We start from the raw sequence: 15,523 nt of genomic DNA on the forward strand, positions 1-15,523 counted from the left end.
CCTTTCGCGCGCCGCCTCCCAGCTGGAATAGTGGGCGAGATGATGCACGGATACTCGGCGGCCCAGATCCGTGACGCGGAGGCCCCGCACCTTCTGGCGGGCGAACCGCTGATGGCCCTGGCCGCGCACGGCCTCGCCCAGGAGATCCGTTCGGTGCTGCGATCCCGGCCGGAACCCCGCCCACAGGCCCGGGTCGTCCTACTCGTGGGGTCCGGCAACAACGGCGGCGATGCCCTCTTCGCGGGGGCTGAGCTCGCGGCCGAGGGAGTCGAGGTGGCGATCGTGCCGACCGCGGACTCCGTCCACCGCGACGGACTCGCTGCGGCGCTCGCGGCGGGGGCGGTGCTTCAGCACGTCGTCGAAATCGAGAGTGCCATGGCAGTGGTCACGGGGGCCGACGTGGTCGTCGACGGCATCCTCGGCACCGGCGCAGCCGCGAGCCCCGCCCTGCGCGGCCCCGCGCGCACCATCGTCGAGGCCATCCTGCCGATCGTGCTCGCCCCGCGGGGACCCGCGGTCGTGGCCGTCGACCTGCCGAGCGGAATCAACCCTGACGACGGCACCGTGCCCGATCCTCTCGTGCTGCCCGCCGATGTGACCGTGACATTCGGTGGCTGCAAGGCGGGCCTGCTGCTCGAACCGGCGAGCGGCCTGGCCGGGTCGGTGCGCCTCGTCGACATCGGGCTCGGCCCCGATCTCACCCGGATGGAGCCGCTTGTGCGACAGTAGCCTCACTGCAGCGACGAGGTGAGCCGCGCCAGGTTGCCCCACACCTTCTGCCGCACCGGACGGTTGAGCCAAGCGTCGAACACGAGCGGCACCCTGTTCGCCCGGTAGTCGTCTTCGACGAGACGCATTCTGTCGACGAAATCCCGGCCGTGCACGAGCACCGAGACTTCCATGTTGATGCTGAAGGAGCGCACGTCCATGTTGCTCGATCCGATCACCGCCACGTCGTCGTCGTTCTCGAAGCTCGGGCCGCTCGGCGCCGGAGCGACGGGGAAATCGCGACGGCGCTACCGTGGCGCGGTGGCGACGTACACGCTGTTGGCCGACGATCCGCCCGTGAGCGGGTTGGGGAAGGTGACCACATGCGATGCGCACGACGCGAACACGCCGGAGAGAACAGCTTCGAATTCGACGTCCGGCGGGTCGTCGGACCACAGCGCGAAGGCGCCTCCCGGGGCGAGGTGGCGCGCGACGCGGCGCAGCCCGTCGGCCGTGTAGAAGTCGGAATGGGTAGAGCTGAGGAGGTGGCGGGGCGAGTGGTCGATGTCGACGAGGATCGCGTCGTATCGCCGGTCCGGCTCCGGGACGGCCCGCATTCGTGCGAAGAAGTCGTCGTGCACCAGAGAGGTCCGCGCGTCGCCGACGAGCTCGCCCGATACCGGGAGCAGGCCGCGCTGGTGCCAGTCGATCACGGGATCCAGCGCCTCGACCACGACGACGGAGGCGACGCGGGTGTCCTCGAGCGCCGCACGCGCCGTGTAGCCGAGACCGAGACCGCCGACCATCACCCGCAGATTCTCGCCGTCGACCGCTGCGAGCCCGAGAGTCGCGAGTTCGATCTCGGCGACCGTGAACAGGCTCGACATGAGAAACTCATCGCCGAGCTTCACCTCGAAGACATCGGTTTCAAGCACCGGATCGCGGCGGCGGCGCAGGCTGATCTCGCCCATCGGCGTCTGCTGCCATGCCAGCTCGGCGAATCGTGCGCTCATAGTCTGCCCCGGCCTCTCCCGCTCTGCTGTCAACCTACCAGCGGCGCGACACCGTTCAGGGGTGGCCCGGCGGTCGCTCAGCGCCCTATCGCCCTATCGCCCTATCGCCCTGTCGCCCTGACCAGCGAGGCGAACCTGGCGTTGGTCGGCAGGTCGTCGATCAGCACAGCGACGCCGTCCTGATCGGCGAGTGGCACCCGCCAGTTGGGGTACTCGTCGACCGTGCCCGGCTGATTCTGCGTGCGCCGCTCGCCGACGGCATCGACCAGGGCGACACCGAGCAGCGACGACGGGGTCAGCGCGGTGAAGGCATAGAGCGCCTCGACCGTTGCCTGCACCGACGGCTGCACCGACGGCTGCACCGACGGCTGCACCGACGGCTGCCCCGGCTGCTCGAGCAGGCCCCTCTCTCGGACGAGTTCGAGCACGGACTCCTGCTCCGCGGCGTCGGCCCGCCTCTCTTCTTCCACCGGGCGACCCAGCAGACCGAGCGACTCCCGCAGCGACACATGATCGCCGGCGAGGAACCCTGCTGTTGGCGGCAGATCGTGGGTGTTCACGCTCGTCAGGCAGTCCCGGCGATACGCCTCCGGGGCGACGGGCACCCCGTCGATGCGCTCGAACCACAGGATCGAGGTGCCGAGGATCCCCCGCTCGGCCAGGTACACGCGCACCCACGGTTCGAACACGCCGAGATCCTCCCCGACGACCGTCGCCCCGGCGAGCTGCGCCTCGAGCGCAAGGATCCCGATCAGCGCCTCGTGGTCGTACTTCACATACACGCCCTCGCCGGCGCCCGCGCCGGCCGGGATCCACCAGAGGCGGAAGAGTCCGAGCACGTGGTCGACCCGGATGCCGCCGGCATGGCGCAGGATGCTTCGGAGCATGTCGCGGTACGCGGCGTAGCCGGTCTCCGCGAGCCGGGCGGGATGCCACGGCGGCTGTAGCCAGTTCTGGCCCTGGGAGTTGAACATGTCGGGTGGGGCGCCCACGGTCACTCCCTGCGCGAGCACGTGCGCGAGCGTCCAGGCATCCGATCCGTGGTCGTGCACCCCGACCGCGAGGTCGTGCACGATGCCGATGCCCATTCCCGCGTCGGTCGCCGCCCGCTGCGCCGCCCCCAGCTGCTGGTCGCACAGCCACTGGAGCCAGCAGTGGAAGTCGATCCTGTCGGCGAGGCCGGCACGCCGCTCCGACGCGAGGAGACCATGGGGGCCGCGCGGCTCGATCGCCCATTCAGGGGCGTCCGACGGCAGCTGCTCTGCGAGCGCGCACCAGAGCGCGAAGTCCTCGAGGCCCTGCCCCTGGGTCTGCCGGAAGGCGGCGAACTGGTGGGCGCGGGCCGGGGAGGGCCGCACCGCATAGACGGCCTCGAGGGCGGCGAGCTTCGCGGCGTAGGTGCTGTCGCGGTCCAGCACGTCGGCATCGAGATTTGCCGGATGGCGCTGGGCTGCGAGTCCCTCGACAACGGTGCGCGACTGGTGGTCGAGGTAGGCGTACTCGGCTACATCCTCGACCCGGATGTAGAGCGGATGGAAGAACCGCCGGCTCGCCGGCAGATACGGCGACGGCTCGACGGGGGGCTTCGGCTCCGACGCGTGCAGCGGGTTCACGAGCACGAAGTCGGCGCCGTACTGGGCGCCGGAGAGCGACGCGAGATCGGCCAGGTCGGCATAGTCGCCGATCCCCCACGAGCGCGACGACCGCACCGAGTAGAGCTGCGCCATCAGGCCCCAGCCGGAGCCGGCCGGGGAGGGGGGCGCACTGGTGAGCCGCCCCGGCGTGACCACAAGGGAGCACTGTGCCGTGCGCCCCCCGATCTCGGCGTGCAGCGTGTGCCAGCCGAGGGGAAGGTGCGTCGGCACCGCGAACGCCGTCTTCGCGGTGCGCACGCCGTCGACGACGCGTACTTCGCGCGCACCGTCCCGCTCAGGCACCTCGTGCCGTGAGCCGTCCTCGGCGATGATCCAGACGGCGACGAGTGAGCCGTGGGCCGCGTGCACCGGCACGTCTGACTCCGTCGCCTCGCGCACGACGACAACGGGTGGGAGCAGGCGCCGCCACGGCGCAAGCTCGAGCTCAGCGCGGGAGCGGCGCACCTCGTCGGCGGTCCCGGCCACGACGCCGAGCGCCGAGAGCACCGCGCGCAGCGCGTCGACGGGCACGCGGTCGCGGGCACCGCCCCAGAACGACGTGTCAACCCCGGCGGCTTCCGCCAGCTCCACGAGCTCGTCGAGCAATTCCTCGGTCTGATCTGGCGCCATCGCCCCACTCTATTGGCGCACTGCAACCGCGATCGTCGGCTTCCGCACTGCTGGATTTGGGCCACCACGGTGGACAACATGCGGTAGTATTTGCGCACTGTCCCAGTCTCCGGCAGAAAAATTGCAGGAGAGGACTCCGTAATGCACCCTTCGCCCCCGCCGAATATCGGTGTTCCGTGTCGGTGGTCGTGATGCCCGCACGAACCGGGAAATCTGCTGGCCTTTCAGCCCCCGGCAGTGCCTTCGATATGCTGGTTCCCTTCCTCACGGCACTGCCGATCACGGGTGCGTTCATCTCCGTATCCGACGCCTCAGGACGCCAGTCGAGTCTCTGCTCGAGCGACCCCGTCGCCGCCCGCCTCGACGAGCTGCAGTTTGAGCTCGGGGAGGGACCGCAGCGGGAGGCCACGCGCACGGGCGCTGTTGTGCTGATCGACGATGTCGCCGAGTCGTCGCACGCGCGCTGGCCCGTCTTCGGGATGGCCCTGCGCGAGCTCGACGTTGCGGCACTGTTCGCGATCCCACTCGTTCTGGGCGCCGTCACCGTCGGGGCGGTGGGCCTCTACCGCAGCATCCCCGGAAGCCTCACCGACCAGGAGCTGGCGACGGCGACCGCGGCGGCCTCCGCGATCGCGAGCGTCGCGGTCCGGCATGCTCTCGCTGCGGCGGGCGAGCACGGGGCGCCGGAATCGTCGGCAGCCCCCGCGATGAGGCGCGAGATTCACCAGGCAACCGGGATGATCGTGGTCCAGCTCGAGACAACCGCCACGATCGCCTACTCCCGCCTGTTCGCCCACGCCTTCGGGAGCGAGCGCAGCGTGCACGATGTCGCCCACGACGTCGTGTCCCGCCAGCTGAACTTCGAAACACTTCCGGAATGACTGTCCACTACCGCACACCGTGCACCAGAAGAAAGAGCAAGAGATGAGTAACGCGTCCAGAGAGGCACAGCTGAGCGCAGCGTTCGTGAAGCTCGCCGACACCCTCACCGCCGACTTCGACGTCGTCGACCTCCTGCATACGCTCGTCGAGGAGTGCGCCACGATCCTCGACACCGAAGCCGGCGGAATCATGCTTCTCGATCCGGCTGGCGACCTGCATCTGGTCGCGTCCACCAGCGAGGAGGCGAGCCTCGTCGAGATCATGCAGCTCACCGCGGGCGCGGGTCCGTGCGTCGACGCCTTCGCCTCGGGCACGACTGTGACCGTCGGCGACATCGAGGCGTCGGGGTCGCGGTGGCCCGCCTTCCGCGACGAGGCGCTGAAGCATGGGTTCAAGTCGGTGCACTCGACCCCGCTCCGGCTGCGCGGCCGGGTCCTCGGGGCGATGAACCTGTTCAGCACCCGGGTGGGAGAGCTCAACCCTGCCGACATCGTCGTCGCGCAGGCGCTCGCCGATGTCGCGTCGATCGGGATCCTGCATGAGCGGAGCACGCGGGAGAAGGAGGTCGTCTCCGAGCAGCTGCGGTATGCGCTCGACACGAGGATCCTCGTGGAGCAGGCGAAGGGCGTGCTCTTCGAAAGCACGCCGATGACGATGGACGAGTCGTTCGGATCCCTGCGAACCTACGCGCGCGAGCACCGGGTGACGCTGCGTATCGTCGCCTCCGGCGTCATCGACCGCAGCATCGGGGTCGACGACCTCGTGGGAGCGGGCGTCCCGAAATAGCCCGGCGAGGCGCGCTGCGTCGGCGAACCCCTCCCGACCGCCGGTCTGCGGATCGAAGCAGGGCACTCTCACCGTGCCCGCATCCGCGCGGCGATGCCCCTCGAGGATCTCCACCGTGGTGTGGTCTTTCCCGCCCCGTTCGGGCCGAGCAGTGCGAAGATCTCGCCCTGCTCGATGGTGAAGGAGAGGTCGTCGACCACCGCGACCGCGCCGTAGCTCTTTCGCGGACCGTCGACTTCGACTGCGATCATGGCGTCGCACCTTCCTTGCGTGCCCGGCTGGGCTGCACGCGTGGCGGCTCCCCCGGCATCTTCGGGTAGTCGGGCGGGAACGGCAGCTCGCCGAGGCCAGCATCCAGATCACGTTGCCACCAGCCCAGCAGCTTGTCGATCTGGCCGGGGGCCTCCTGAAACCGGGCCCACGGATCACCCGTCTCGCGAAGCCTCTCCGGCACCGTCAGCACCGTGAACCGGGTCGGATCGGCACCCTCAAGCTCATCCCACTCGAGCGGACACGACACGGGGGCGTGTCCGAGCGGCCTCGGGCTGTATGCGCCCGCCATCGTTCGATCACGATTGGCCTGGTTGAAGTCAGCGAAGACGCGGGCTCCTCTCTCCTCCTTCCACCACGCGGTGGTGACCTTCTTCGGCATCCGCCGCTCGAGCTCGCGGGACGCGGCGATCACCGCATGACGCACATCAAGGAACTCACGCACGGGCTCGATGGGCGCGAACACGTGCAGCCCGCGGTTGCCGGATGTCTTGACGAAGGCGGTGAGCCCTGCCTCGGCGAGCACCGCGCGCAGCTCGAGCGCGACCGGGATCGCATCGTCGAAGTCGGTCGCCGGCTGCGGGTCGAGATCGATGCGCAATTGGTCGGGATTGTCGGTGTTGCCAGCCCGCGACGCCCACGGATGGAACACGACAGTATTCATCTGCACCGCCCAGACCGCGGCGGCGGGCTCGTCGATCACGAGCTGTGGATGCGTCCTCCCGCTCGGGTAGACGACCATCACCTCGCGCACATACTCCGGTGCCCCCCTGGGCGGGTTCTTCGAGAAGAACTGCTCCCCGTCGATTCCGCCCGGGAACCGCTGCAGCGAGAGCGGCCGATCACCATTCGCCGCGACGAACGCCTCGCCCACGTCGACGATGTATCTCGCGAGGTCGAGCTTGGTGATACCGCCCTCGGGCCAGAGGATGCGGGAAGGACTCGAGATGCGCACGTCGCGGTCGCCGTGCGGTCCGGGGACCCTGAGCGTTTCGGCGTCGCGTGCCATGCCCACACGCTATCCGTGCGCGGCCTCCGCGTCAGCCCCGCACGACGTCCGCCTCCGCGGCGGACCGGCGCGATGGTGAGTGTCACGACGACACCGCCGGGCGTCTCGAGCTATGCCTGGTGGTGGTGTCCCGCTCGGGCCGACGGGGAGAACTCTTCCGCTTCGGTGGAGTTGGCGTTGGCGTTGGCCTGCAACGAAACGGCCTGCTCGCGCGAAGGCCGCCAGCGCGGCCTACGCTAAGGCCATGATGCGGCCGATCGTGACTCTGACCATGAACTCCGCGCTCGATGTGAGCACTTCGACCGACAAGGTGGTGAGCGAGCACAAAATGCGCTGCGGCACGACCCGCATAGACCCGGGCGGCGGCGGCGTCAATGTCGCGCGGGTGGTGCGCCGGCTCGGCGGGCAGGCGCTCGCGATCTACACCGCCGGCGGTGCGACGGGCGGCGCCTTCCGGCAACTGATCGAGGCCGAGCGGGTGCCGACGCTCGCCGTTCCCATCGCCGGGAGCACCCGCGAGAGCTTCACCGTCGACGAGACGTCGACGGCCAAGCAGTTCCGGTTCGTGCTCGAGGGGCCAGAGCTGACCGAGCCGGAGTGGCAGGCATGTCTGGACGTTCTCGAGCAGTGGCTCCCGATCGGCGGCTTCGTCGTCGCGAGTGGCAGCTTGCCGCCGGGGGTGCCCGACGATTTTTACGCACGCGTGGCACGCATGGCCCGCCAGCACGAGGCGCACTGCATCGTCGATGCATCCGGCCCCTCACTCGCCGAGGCCCTTGCCGAGGGCGTTTTCCTCGTCAAGCCGAGCCGACGGGAGCTCTCCACACACTTGGGCAGGTCCCTCGACACGGAGGAGAGCCAGATCGACGCGGCCTCCGCGCTCGTCGCGGAGGGCGCCGCCGAGTTCGTCGCCCTGACCCTCGGCGGATCGGGGGCGGTGCTTGCGTCGAAAGACGGCGTGATGCGCCTGCAGGTGCCGCAGGTCCGGGTGCAGAGCACAGTGGGTGCGGGCGACAGCTTCCTGGCCGCGTTCGTGCTGCGCCTCGCGCAGGAGCATGGGCCGGATACCGCCTTCCGTGCCGCCGTTGCCGCGGGCTCAGCGACCGCGATGACACCCGCGACCGAGCTCTGCCACCGTGACGACGTCGAGCGGCTCGAGGCGGAGCTCGGGGCGAGCAAGGTCTGGTTGTAGCTACCCGGGGACTCTCGATGAAGTCGTCGAGGTGTCGTAGCCGCCCCAGAAGTCGGCGAAAATCAGGCCGACACCCTTCCGGACCGCAGGGGCAGAGCAGTGCATCTGGACACAGGCCCTCGCGCCAAACATTCGTATGCCATCTGGTGCTCACTGGCGGACTCACCTAGGTTGAAAGTGCACCTCGCTCGTGAACGCGAACACAGGAGTGGACCGTGACAGCATTCGACCCGGATCTCGAAGAGGTGCACGTTCGCGAGCATCCGCTGCCCGGCTCCGCCAGGTTCTTTGAGCTGACACTCTCCGGCGGCACGGTGCTAGAGATCTTCACCCAGTCGGACTCGAGCGACAGCCATCTTGCCGTTCTCCCTCCCGACGCCGACACCCCCGTGGTGAATCTCCGACTGAGCAAGGCCGAGGCGATCACCCTCTCCTCTCTCATCTCCGGTGTGAAGTTCGTGGTTCGCACCCACGAGGGCACCGACGCAGCGGATACCGCGGGTCCGTCAACCGTGAAGCTCCGGGCGTCGTCGCCCGCGGTGGGAAAGACGCTGCGGCAAATCGAGGCGCCCGAGCCCGACCAGGCCCAAGTTCTCGCGGTGATTCGTGACGACACCGAGGAGCTCCTCGAGGGGGACGTCGAGCGACGATGCACGGTCGGCGACCGGCTGGTTCTAGTCGGGCGGCCCGGCGCATTGGCCCGCCTCGTCCGATACCTGAACGGCTGACGGTGGCCGGTCTCGACAGCTTCGCCACGATGGCGGCCGTGCTCGCTGTGGCCGCCATCGTCGCATTTATCGCGCACCGCGCGCGTCAACCGCTCATCGTCGCCTTCATCGTCGTGGGGGTGATCGTCGGCCCCTCCCTCCTGGGCTGGGTGGAGGAGGCTGGCACCCTCGAGCTGTTGGCCGAGATCGGCATCGCGATCCTCCTCTTCCTGGTCGGGCTCAAGCTCGATATCCGGTTAGTCAAATCGATCGGCCGGGTGGCACTGGTCACCGGGCTCGGCCAGGTGCTGTTCACCTCACTCGTCGGCTTCGGCCTCGCACTGCTGTTCGGAATGCCCGTGGTTCTGGCCGCCTATGTGGCCGTGGCTCTGACCTTCTCCTCGACGATCATTATCGTGAAGCTGTTGTCCGACAAGCGGGAGCTCGACGAACTCCACGGCAGGATCGCCCTGGGCTTCCTGATCGTGCAGGACATCGTCGTCATCGTGGTGATGATCGCCCTCTCCAGCTTCGGCAGCGAGCGCGACGGTCCCCTCTGGGAGCAAATCGCCGCCGTCCTGCTCGCGGCAGTTGCCCTCATCGGTGGCCTGGCTGTCGCGATGCGGTGGGTGCTCCCCCGCCTCCTCCGGCTCGTCGCCAGCTCGCAGGAGCTACTAATCGTGTGTTGCATTGCCTGGGCTGTCGCGGTGGCCGCTCTCACCGACTATCTGGGCTTCTCGGTCGAGGTGGGCGCGTTCCTTGCCGGCTTCGCGCTCGCGTCGACACGATTCCGGGAGTCGATCGCGTCATCTCTAGCGGGGCTTCGCGATTTCCTCCTGCTGTTCTTCTTCATCGAGCTCGGCGCTCAACTCGACTTCTCCTCGATCGGCGCGCAGGTGCCCGCCGCACTCGCCTTCTCCGCGTTCGTCCTGATCGGTAACCCGCTGATCGTCCTCGCGATCATGGGGGTGATGGGGTACCCCAAACGCGTCTCATTCCTCGCCGGTCTGGCCGTCGCACAGATCAGCGAGTTCTCGCTGATCCTCGTCGCCCTCGGCCGAGACCTCGGCCACGTCGATAACGATACCGTCGGGCTTGTCACGCTCGTCGGCATGATCACGATCGGCGCATCCACCTACATGATCCTGTACTCGAAACCGCTGTTCGCCGTGCTCGAGCCGTTCCTCGGCATCTTCGAGCGCCGCCGCACAATCAACGTTTCGGTCCCCGAGCCGAAAGCGTACGACGTGATCGTCTTCGGGCACGGGCGGTTCGGCAGGCGCCTGATCGAGGAGTTCGCCACCCTCGGCTACTCGGTGCTGGTGGTCGATTGGGATCCCTACGCCGAGATCAGCCTGGACAACCCGGCGCTGGCGGATCGCGTGGCGCTGGTTTACGGGGACGCGAGCAACGGCGAGTTTCCCGATATCCTGCCGCTGGGTTCCGCTAAGTGGATCGTTAGCACCATCCCGAACGTCGAGGTCAACAAGATTCTCGCCACATCTCTCCGTCGGCATGGCGCAACCGCCCCGGTGGCGGTGACTGCCCACAGCGAGGCGGAGGCGGGAGCGTTCAGCCGGGAGATCGACGAGAAGGTCGTCAACCTCGTTCTCGAGCCCTTCGATGACGCCGCAGACGATGCCATCGCCGCGCTCAGGGCGCTGTGACTCCGGTCAGCGTGGGAACCGCGTCAGGACAGGATGTCCTTCGTGGCGAACCGGCTGTAGGCGAGCGCCCCGAACACCGCGATGTAGGCGGCCTGCACGAGTGCGTTGGCGCCGAACGATGTGAAGTCGAGCGGCTGGCTGAGAAGCTCGGCGAATCCCAGCCAGTAGTGGCTGAACAGCCACGGGTGCAGCCAGGACAGCTGAGGCAGCACGTCGAGGATCTGGGCGACGACCGACACGACGATCGTCGCAGCCATGGCGCCGACCGGCACGTCGGTGAGTGTCGAGATGAACAGGCCGATCGCCGAGAGGCCGAGCAGCGAGACGGTTACGTAGCTTGCCACGAGCAGCGACCGCAGCAACGATTCCGGCACGCTGATGACGTCCCCGGAGAGCAGCGTCACCGGCCCGACCGGGAAGAGTGCGACCCCGATCAGGATGCCGGCGAGCATAAGCGTGAGCGTCGCGACGAGGGAGAAAGCCGCAGCGCCGATGTACTTGACCAGCAGCAGCCGCACCCGACCGGCCGGAGCGACGAGCAGGTAGCGCAGTGTTCCCTGGCCGGCCTCGCCTGCGATCGTGTCGCCCGCGACGACCCCGATCGTCAGCGGAAGGAACAGTGGAATCGCGACAACCATGGCAGTGAAGCCAGTGAAGAGCCCGTTCTGCGTCACCCTGTCGAGGAAGGGCGGGCCCTCCCCGGGTGCGAGGGCCTCCGACGAGAGGCGCACCGCGACAGCGAGCAGGATCGGGATCAGCGCGACCGCGACCAGCATCGCCCAGGTGCGGCGTCGACGGAACAGCACGGACAGCTCCGATCCGAGCAGGTCCAGACCGAGGCCTCTGCGGGCGCCAGTACCGCGGGCGGGCTTCACCGCGAGACTACTGGACGACATCGAAGCCCTCCCCTGTCAGTGCCACGAATCTCTCTTCCAGGCTCGGCTCTTCGATCGAGAATCCGCGGATGCGAACTCCGGCGGAGACGAGCGCGTTCACGATCAGCTCCGGCTCGGCCGCCCCTCCCACGAGAGGCGCACTCACCCACGGGTCCTCGCCCTCACCGGGAAGGGAGGTCACCGGAGCGAGCCCGAGCCCGGCCAGCACTCGCTCGGCTGTGCCGGCATCCGGGGTCCGCACGCGCACGCGCGTCTCGCCCACTTCGCGGAGTTGGGTCAGGGTGCCCTGGGCAACGATGTTGCCGGCGCTCATGACGGCCGCGTGGGTGCACATCTGCTCGACCTCGGCGAGCAGGTGGCTCGAGACGAACACCGTGGTTCCCTCGGCGGCGAGCGAGCGCACGAGGCTGCGCACTTCTCGCGTGCCTTGCGGGTCGAGCCCGTTGGTCGGCTCGTCCAGCACGAGCAGGTCGCGCGGCTGCAGCAGCGCATTCGCGATGCCGAGACGCTGCTTCATGCCTAGCGAGTACGCGCCGACCTTCTTGCCCGCGGCGTGGCTGAGACCCACCCGCTCGAGGGCGGATGCGACGCGGGTGCTGCGGGTGCGCCGCGAGGCGTGCGGGTCGGCGGTGTCGAGCCGGCGCAGGTTCGCGTCGCCGGAGAGGAACGGGTAGAACGCGGGCCCCTCGACGAGGGCGCCAACGCGCGGGAGCACCTCGTGCAGCCGGACGGGCATGCTCTCGCCGAGCACGCGAATCTCACCACTGGTTGCCTGGGTGAGTCCCAGCAGCATCCGGATGCTCGTGGTCTTACCCGAGCCGTTGGGCCCGAGAAAACCGAACACTGCACCGCTCGGCACGGCGAGGTTTATTCCGTTGACCGCGACCTGCTGGCCGAACCGCTTGGTCAGCCCCACGGTCTCGATCGCGAGTGCCCCGACCGGCAGACCTCCGGCCGCGCGGCTCCCGACCTCGGGTGCCGGCGCGACCGGGCTAGCCTGCGTCACTGCGCTGCGGCGGCGGCTTGCAACTGCTCCACCGGGACGGATCCCGCGAGGACGCGGCCGTCGGTGGTGAGCAACACGTTGACGAGCGAGGTCGACAGCAGTCGTCCACCCTCGACCTCGGTCGCGAGTTCCGCGACGAGCGGGTTGTCGCTCAGCTCGGTTGGAACGGACTCGGCCACGATCTCGACGATCGAGCTCCACGCCTCACCCGTGACGACGGGCGATGCGCCCATGAGCTCGCCGAACTCGCCGCGCGCATCCGTCGCGTCCTTTATCGACGGGATTTCCTGCTCCTCTACAGTCGCACCGGCGGGCGGCGTGAACTCGAACAGGTCGGCGGAGGGCGCGGAGAAGTCGATCGAGGTGAAGCCGACTTCGAAGGCCGGGGCCTCCTGGCCTACGGCCCGCACGACGAGCTGGAGCGGCATCCCGGTTTCGGAGTCGACCGAGATCGCGACCGTCTCGACGAGGGTATCGGTGGTCTTCGGTGTCAGGACGAGCTCGTACACGGGGCGTCCGGCGACCTCACCGTCGGCGCCGACCGAGACGGTCGTGCTCGGGTCGATCTCGGCGAGGAAGCGGTCGGCGACCTGCGCGGGCGTCGACAGGTCAGCCGGGGCGAGCACCTGGAGGGCAGCGAGCTTCTCCTCGACCGTCGCCTCGAGATCTGCAGGGATCTCCGCGTGCGTCGCCGTGTTGGTCTGCGAGTCGTAGAGCCAGGCATCGGTGCCGTTGCTGACGATGTTGCGCTCGTCGAGCGGATCCTTGATCTGGACCCGGACGTTGGTCGGGCCGTCCACGTAGACGCGCGCGGTTTGCGAGCCGCTGAACAGTTCGAGTGCGGAGGTGAGGGCTCCGGTGGTTGCGGCGCCGGGCACGAAGTCTTCCATGCCCTCAGGAATCGACTCGGACATTTGGTCGACCATGCCGGGCGAAAGTCCGGCGCTCAGCTCCATGTTCGGCAGCCCGAGGTCGGCCGTCTTCTCGACGGTTCCGGAGAACGAAGTGACGGTGCTGTCGCTGACCATGAGCAGCACCTGCTCCGGCGTCTTGTCGGGCAGGTCTACCGCCGCTCCGGCCTGCAGGGGCAGGGCGATGACGCCCGCGACGACGACCGCCGGAACAACCACGGCGGGAAGCCACTTGAGCGAATTACGCGACACGAACATCGACTTGGTTCCATGCGGATTCATGGTCCGACTCTAAGCCTCGGAACTGGGCGTTTCCCCGGCACGGGCCGTCGACCGGGCGGTGAATATGAGGTGCTAGGCGAGCACTGGAATCGGCCCGGTGGCGGTGTACTCCCCCGGCGCCCCAGAGGTGCCGACGGATGCCGCAGGGCCGGAGGATGCCGCAGGGCCGGAGGATGACGTAGGGCCGGAGGACATGATCGGGATCGGCGCCGTCACCGCGGCGACGATCGGCAGCGGCGCGGTCGTGGTGATCACCGAGATCGACCCCGTCGTCATCGGGATGATCGGGATGGACTTGGTGAGCGGTGGCAGGCGCCTTCCGCGGCGCACGACCACGATCGTGGCGACCGAGAGAGGGAAGCTGATCAGGCTCGGCGCCATCACCCAAAACGACCCACTCAGCGCGCCAAAGAATCCCCAGAGCAGGTAGCTGGCCGCCGACAACCACTGTGTCGTCTCGGACACCCCGGCGAGCTTCTGGGCATTGTTTCTGTTCTGCCAGGTGATGCGCGCCTGCGGAACCCACATGAAAATGGCGAACAGCGTCGCGACGAATCCCAGCACATTGATGATCAGCTCAGTGGTGTCCATCCCGGTCACATCGTGCTTTCTAACCGGTCCGTGGGAGAGCCCCAAATGGACAAAAACTGCGAGGACATCAGCGATGCCGAAGTCATCATAAGTTCGGAATATGCCTCGCGTCTATACGCCACTCGAAAGTAATTTGGGGCGCGTGAAAGCAATCGTGCAGGAGGGCTACGGAGGGCCCAATTCTCTGCGATTCAGCGACGTCGAAATGCCGCGCGTGGCCCCGGATGGAGTGCTCGTGCGGGTGCGTGCCGCATCGGTGCATCCGGATGTCTGGCACGTCGTTTTCGGACGTCCGTCCGTCCTGCGCCTCATGGGCTCCGGGCTGCGGAGGCCCAAGAACCGCGTGCCGGGAACCGACCTCGCGGGAACGGTGGAATCAGTCGGACTCGACGTGACGGAGTTCTCACCGGGCGACGAGGTTTTCGGGGAGACCCTCACGACACACCAGTGGACGAACGGCGGCGCCTACGCCGAGTACGCGTCGGTGCCCGCGGCTGCCCTGAGGATCAAGCCGGCGAACGTCACGTTCGAGCAGGCCGCCGCGGTGCCGACCGCGGGCATGATCGCCCTGCGCAGCGTGCGCGACGAGGGGCAGGTTCGGGAGGGGCAAAGTGTTCTGGTCAACGGCGCTGGCGGAGGGGTCGGCAGCCTCGTCGTGCAGATCGCGGTCGCGTTCGGAGCACGGGTCACCGCGGTGGACAGCACTGCGAAGTTGGACGCGCTTAGGGCACTCGGCGCGCACGACGTTATCGATTACACTCGCGAGGACTTCACCCTCCGTGCCACGCGCTATGACCTCATCGTTGACATTCCGGGAAACCACTCGCTTTACGAGATCCGCCGGGCGCTGACCATGAAGGGCGCCTACGTGCTCATCGGGCACGACGATTTCGGCCGCCAGGGGCGACGGTGGATCGGCAGCATCGGCAAATTCGTCTCTCTTCTCGTGGCTCGCCTGTTCGTCAGCCAGAGGGTCAACCCCCGGGCAGTGAGCACGACCGAGGATCCGCTGGGAGTGCTCAAAGGGATGGCGGAGGCCGGGGCGATAACCCTCGTCATCGATCGCGCGTTCCCGTTGGAGGAGGCGGCCGACGCGATCCGCTACCTCGAGCAGGGTGCGGCGAGAGGGCGGATCGTCGTCACGATGTGACAGCCGAGACCGCCCCGACCGTTGTGCGGAGTCGGCCGCGCCGAGCTGAGGGTCGAGCAGGGCGAGGACCGTGAGCCTGCCGGTTGAGCAGGTCGCGCAGCGACCGTGGATCTGCCCGTTGGGGAGGTCGAGCAGCGACCGTGCCGTAGCCCGCGACCGCCGGTTGAGGAGGTCGCGGAGTGACCGTGT

At 68.2% G+C, this 15,523-nt stretch carries 16 protein-coding genes; 7 read left to right on the forward strand and 9 right to left on the reverse strand.

Annotated features, from left to right (window positions below; genetic code table 11):
- Window positions 1–39: 39 nt before the first annotated feature.
- Window positions 40–729, forward strand: a complete 690-nt coding sequence (locus BHD05_RS11950; protein WP_161886632.1) for an NAD(P)H-hydrate epimerase — start codon at window positions 40–42, stop codon at window positions 727–729.
- Window positions 730–731: 2 nt separating this feature from the next.
- On the opposite strand, the gene BHD05_RS11955 is transcribed toward BHD05_RS11950, so the two are convergent.
- The 3 genes from BHD05_RS11955 to malQ form a co-directional block, all read right to left on the reverse strand.
- On the reverse strand, window positions 732–953 hold the full coding sequence (locus BHD05_RS11955; protein ID WP_161886633.1) for a phospholipase D-like domain-containing protein: 222 nt from the start codon (window positions 951–953) through the stop codon (window positions 732–734).
- Between the two features lie 63 nt (window positions 954–1,016).
- Window positions 1,017–1,721: a spermidine synthase gene (locus BHD05_RS11960; protein ID WP_161886634.1), complete on the reverse strand. Its 705-nt coding sequence runs from the start codon at window positions 1,719–1,721 to the stop codon at window positions 1,017–1,019.
- Between the two features lie 101 nt (window positions 1,722–1,822).
- Window positions 1,823–3,985, reverse strand: coding sequence for a 4-alpha-glucanotransferase (gene malQ / locus BHD05_RS11965; RefSeq protein WP_161886635.1), 2,163 nt, complete (start codon window positions 3,983–3,985; stop codon window positions 1,823–1,825).
- Between the two features lie 248 nt (window positions 3,986–4,233).
- Here malQ and BHD05_RS11970 point away from each other — a divergent pair, with 248 nt between their 5' ends.
- Window positions 4,234–4,866, forward strand: a complete 633-nt coding sequence (locus BHD05_RS11970) for a GAF and ANTAR domain-containing protein (RefSeq protein ID WP_161886636.1) — start codon at window positions 4,234–4,236, stop codon at window positions 4,864–4,866.
- A gap of 43 nt (window positions 4,867–4,909) precedes the next feature.
- Window positions 4,910–5,653, forward strand: coding sequence for a GAF and ANTAR domain-containing protein (locus tag BHD05_RS11975; protein WP_161886637.1), 744 nt, complete (start codon window positions 4,910–4,912; stop codon window positions 5,651–5,653).
- A gap of 68 nt (window positions 5,654–5,721) precedes the next feature.
- Here the strand turns inward: BHD05_RS11975 and BHD05_RS11980 are convergent, their stop codons facing one another.
- Window positions 5,722–5,904, reverse strand: coding sequence for an ATP-binding cassette domain-containing protein (locus BHD05_RS11980; protein WP_161886638.1), 183 nt, complete (start codon window positions 5,902–5,904; stop codon window positions 5,722–5,724).
- Window positions 5,901–6,932, reverse strand: a complete 1,032-nt coding sequence (gene ligD, locus BHD05_RS11985) for a non-homologous end-joining DNA ligase (RefSeq protein WP_161886639.1) — start codon at window positions 6,930–6,932, stop codon at window positions 5,901–5,903. The genes BHD05_RS11980 and ligD overlap by 4 nt, the downstream gene beginning before the upstream one ends.
- A 244-nt stretch (window positions 6,933–7,176) precedes the next feature.
- Between ligD and BHD05_RS11990 the strand changes: the two genes are divergently transcribed.
- From BHD05_RS11990 to BHD05_RS12000, 3 genes are all read left to right on the forward strand, one after another.
- The gene (locus BHD05_RS11990; protein WP_202614209.1) at window positions 7,177–8,124 is read left to right on the forward strand and encodes a 1-phosphofructokinase family hexose kinase; all 948 of its coding nucleotides are present in this window, start codon (window positions 7,177–7,179) and stop codon (window positions 8,122–8,124) included.
- A 215-nt stretch (window positions 8,125–8,339) separates the two neighbouring features.
- A complete protein-coding gene (locus tag BHD05_RS11995; protein ID WP_161886640.1) occupies window positions 8,340–8,852 on the forward strand; it encodes a cation:proton antiporter regulatory subunit in 513 nt (170 codons plus the stop codon).
- Window positions 8,853–8,854: 2 nt separating this feature from the next.
- Window positions 8,855–10,498 carry a cation:proton antiporter gene (locus BHD05_RS12000; protein WP_202614210.1) on the forward strand — a complete coding sequence of 548 codons (1,644 nt, stop codon included), beginning with the start codon at window positions 8,855–8,857 and terminating at the stop codon, window positions 10,496–10,498.
- A 23-nt stretch (window positions 10,499–10,521) separates the two neighbouring features.
- Here BHD05_RS12000 and BHD05_RS12005 read toward each other — a convergent pair whose 3' ends face one another.
- The 4 genes from BHD05_RS12005 to BHD05_RS12020 form a co-directional block, all read right to left on the reverse strand.
- Window positions 10,522–11,394: an ABC transporter permease gene (locus BHD05_RS12005; RefSeq protein WP_161886642.1), complete on the reverse strand. Its 873-nt coding sequence runs from the start codon at window positions 11,392–11,394 to the stop codon at window positions 10,522–10,524.
- On the reverse strand, window positions 11,381–12,340 hold the full coding sequence (locus BHD05_RS12010; RefSeq protein WP_161887517.1) for an ABC transporter ATP-binding protein: 960 nt from the start codon (window positions 12,338–12,340) through the stop codon (window positions 11,381–11,383). The genes BHD05_RS12005 and BHD05_RS12010 overlap by 14 nt, the downstream gene beginning before the upstream one ends.
- Before the next feature lie 56 nt (window positions 12,341–12,396).
- Window positions 12,397–13,593 carry a LolA family protein gene (locus BHD05_RS12015; RefSeq protein WP_236966524.1) on the reverse strand — a complete coding sequence of 399 codons (1,197 nt, stop codon included), beginning with the start codon at window positions 13,591–13,593 and terminating at the stop codon, window positions 12,397–12,399.
- A 72-nt stretch (window positions 13,594–13,665) separates the two neighbouring features.
- Window positions 13,666–14,184: a hypothetical protein gene (locus BHD05_RS12020; protein ID WP_161886643.1), complete on the reverse strand. Its 519-nt coding sequence runs from the start codon at window positions 14,182–14,184 to the stop codon at window positions 13,666–13,668.
- A gap of 142 nt (window positions 14,185–14,326) precedes the next feature.
- On the opposite strand from BHD05_RS12020, the gene BHD05_RS12025 reads away from it, so the two are divergent.
- Window positions 14,327–15,334 (forward strand): NAD(P)-dependent alcohol dehydrogenase, encoded by a 1,008-nt coding sequence (locus tag BHD05_RS12025; RefSeq protein ID WP_202614211.1) that lies wholly within the window; start codon window positions 14,327–14,329, stop codon window positions 15,332–15,334.
- Window positions 15,335–15,523 lie beyond the last annotated feature (189 nt).

This window comes from Marisediminicola antarctica, assembly GCF_009930795.1.
GTDB classification, from domain to species: domain Bacteria; phylum Actinomycetota; class Actinomycetes; order Actinomycetales; family Microbacteriaceae; genus Marisediminicola; species Marisediminicola antarctica.

Coding starts and splice junctions, on each gene's coding strand:
- BHD05_RS11980 (WP_161886638.1), bottom strand. CDS start 5,904: ATGATCGCAGTCGAAGTCGACGGTCCGCGAAAGAGCTACGGCGCGGTC.
- BHD05_RS11970 (WP_161886636.1), top strand. CDS start 4,234: ATGCTGGTTCCCTTCCTCACGGCACTGCCGATCACGGGTGCGTTCATC.
- BHD05_RS12020 (WP_161886643.1), bottom strand. CDS start 14,184: ATGGACACCACTGAGCTGATCATCAATGTGCTGGGATTCGTCGCGACG.
- ligD (WP_161886639.1), bottom strand. CDS start 6,932: ATGGCACGCGACGCCGAAACGCTCAGGGTCCCCGGACCGCACGGCGAC.
- BHD05_RS11975 (WP_161886637.1), top strand. CDS start 4,910: ATGAGTAACGCGTCCAGAGAGGCACAGCTGAGCGCAGCGTTCGTGAAG.
- BHD05_RS11950 (WP_161886632.1), top strand. CDS start 40: ATGATGCACGGATACTCGGCGGCCCAGATCCGTGACGCGGAGGCCCCG.
- malQ (WP_161886635.1), bottom strand. CDS start 3,985: ATGGCGCCAGATCAGACCGAGGAATTGCTCGACGAGCTCGTGGAGCTG.
- BHD05_RS11960 (WP_161886634.1), bottom strand. CDS start 1,721: ATGAGCGCACGATTCGCCGAGCTGGCATGGCAGCAGACGCCGATGGGC.
- BHD05_RS11990 (WP_202614209.1), top strand. CDS start 7,177: ATGATGCGGCCGATCGTGACTCTGACCATGAACTCCGCGCTCGATGTG.
- BHD05_RS12015 (WP_236966524.1), bottom strand. CDS start 13,593: ATGAATCCGCATGGAACCAAGTCGATGTTCGTGTCGCGTAATTCGCTC.
- BHD05_RS12005 (WP_161886642.1), bottom strand. CDS start 11,394: ATGTCGTCCAGTAGTCTCGCGGTGAAGCCCGCCCGCGGTACTGGCGCC.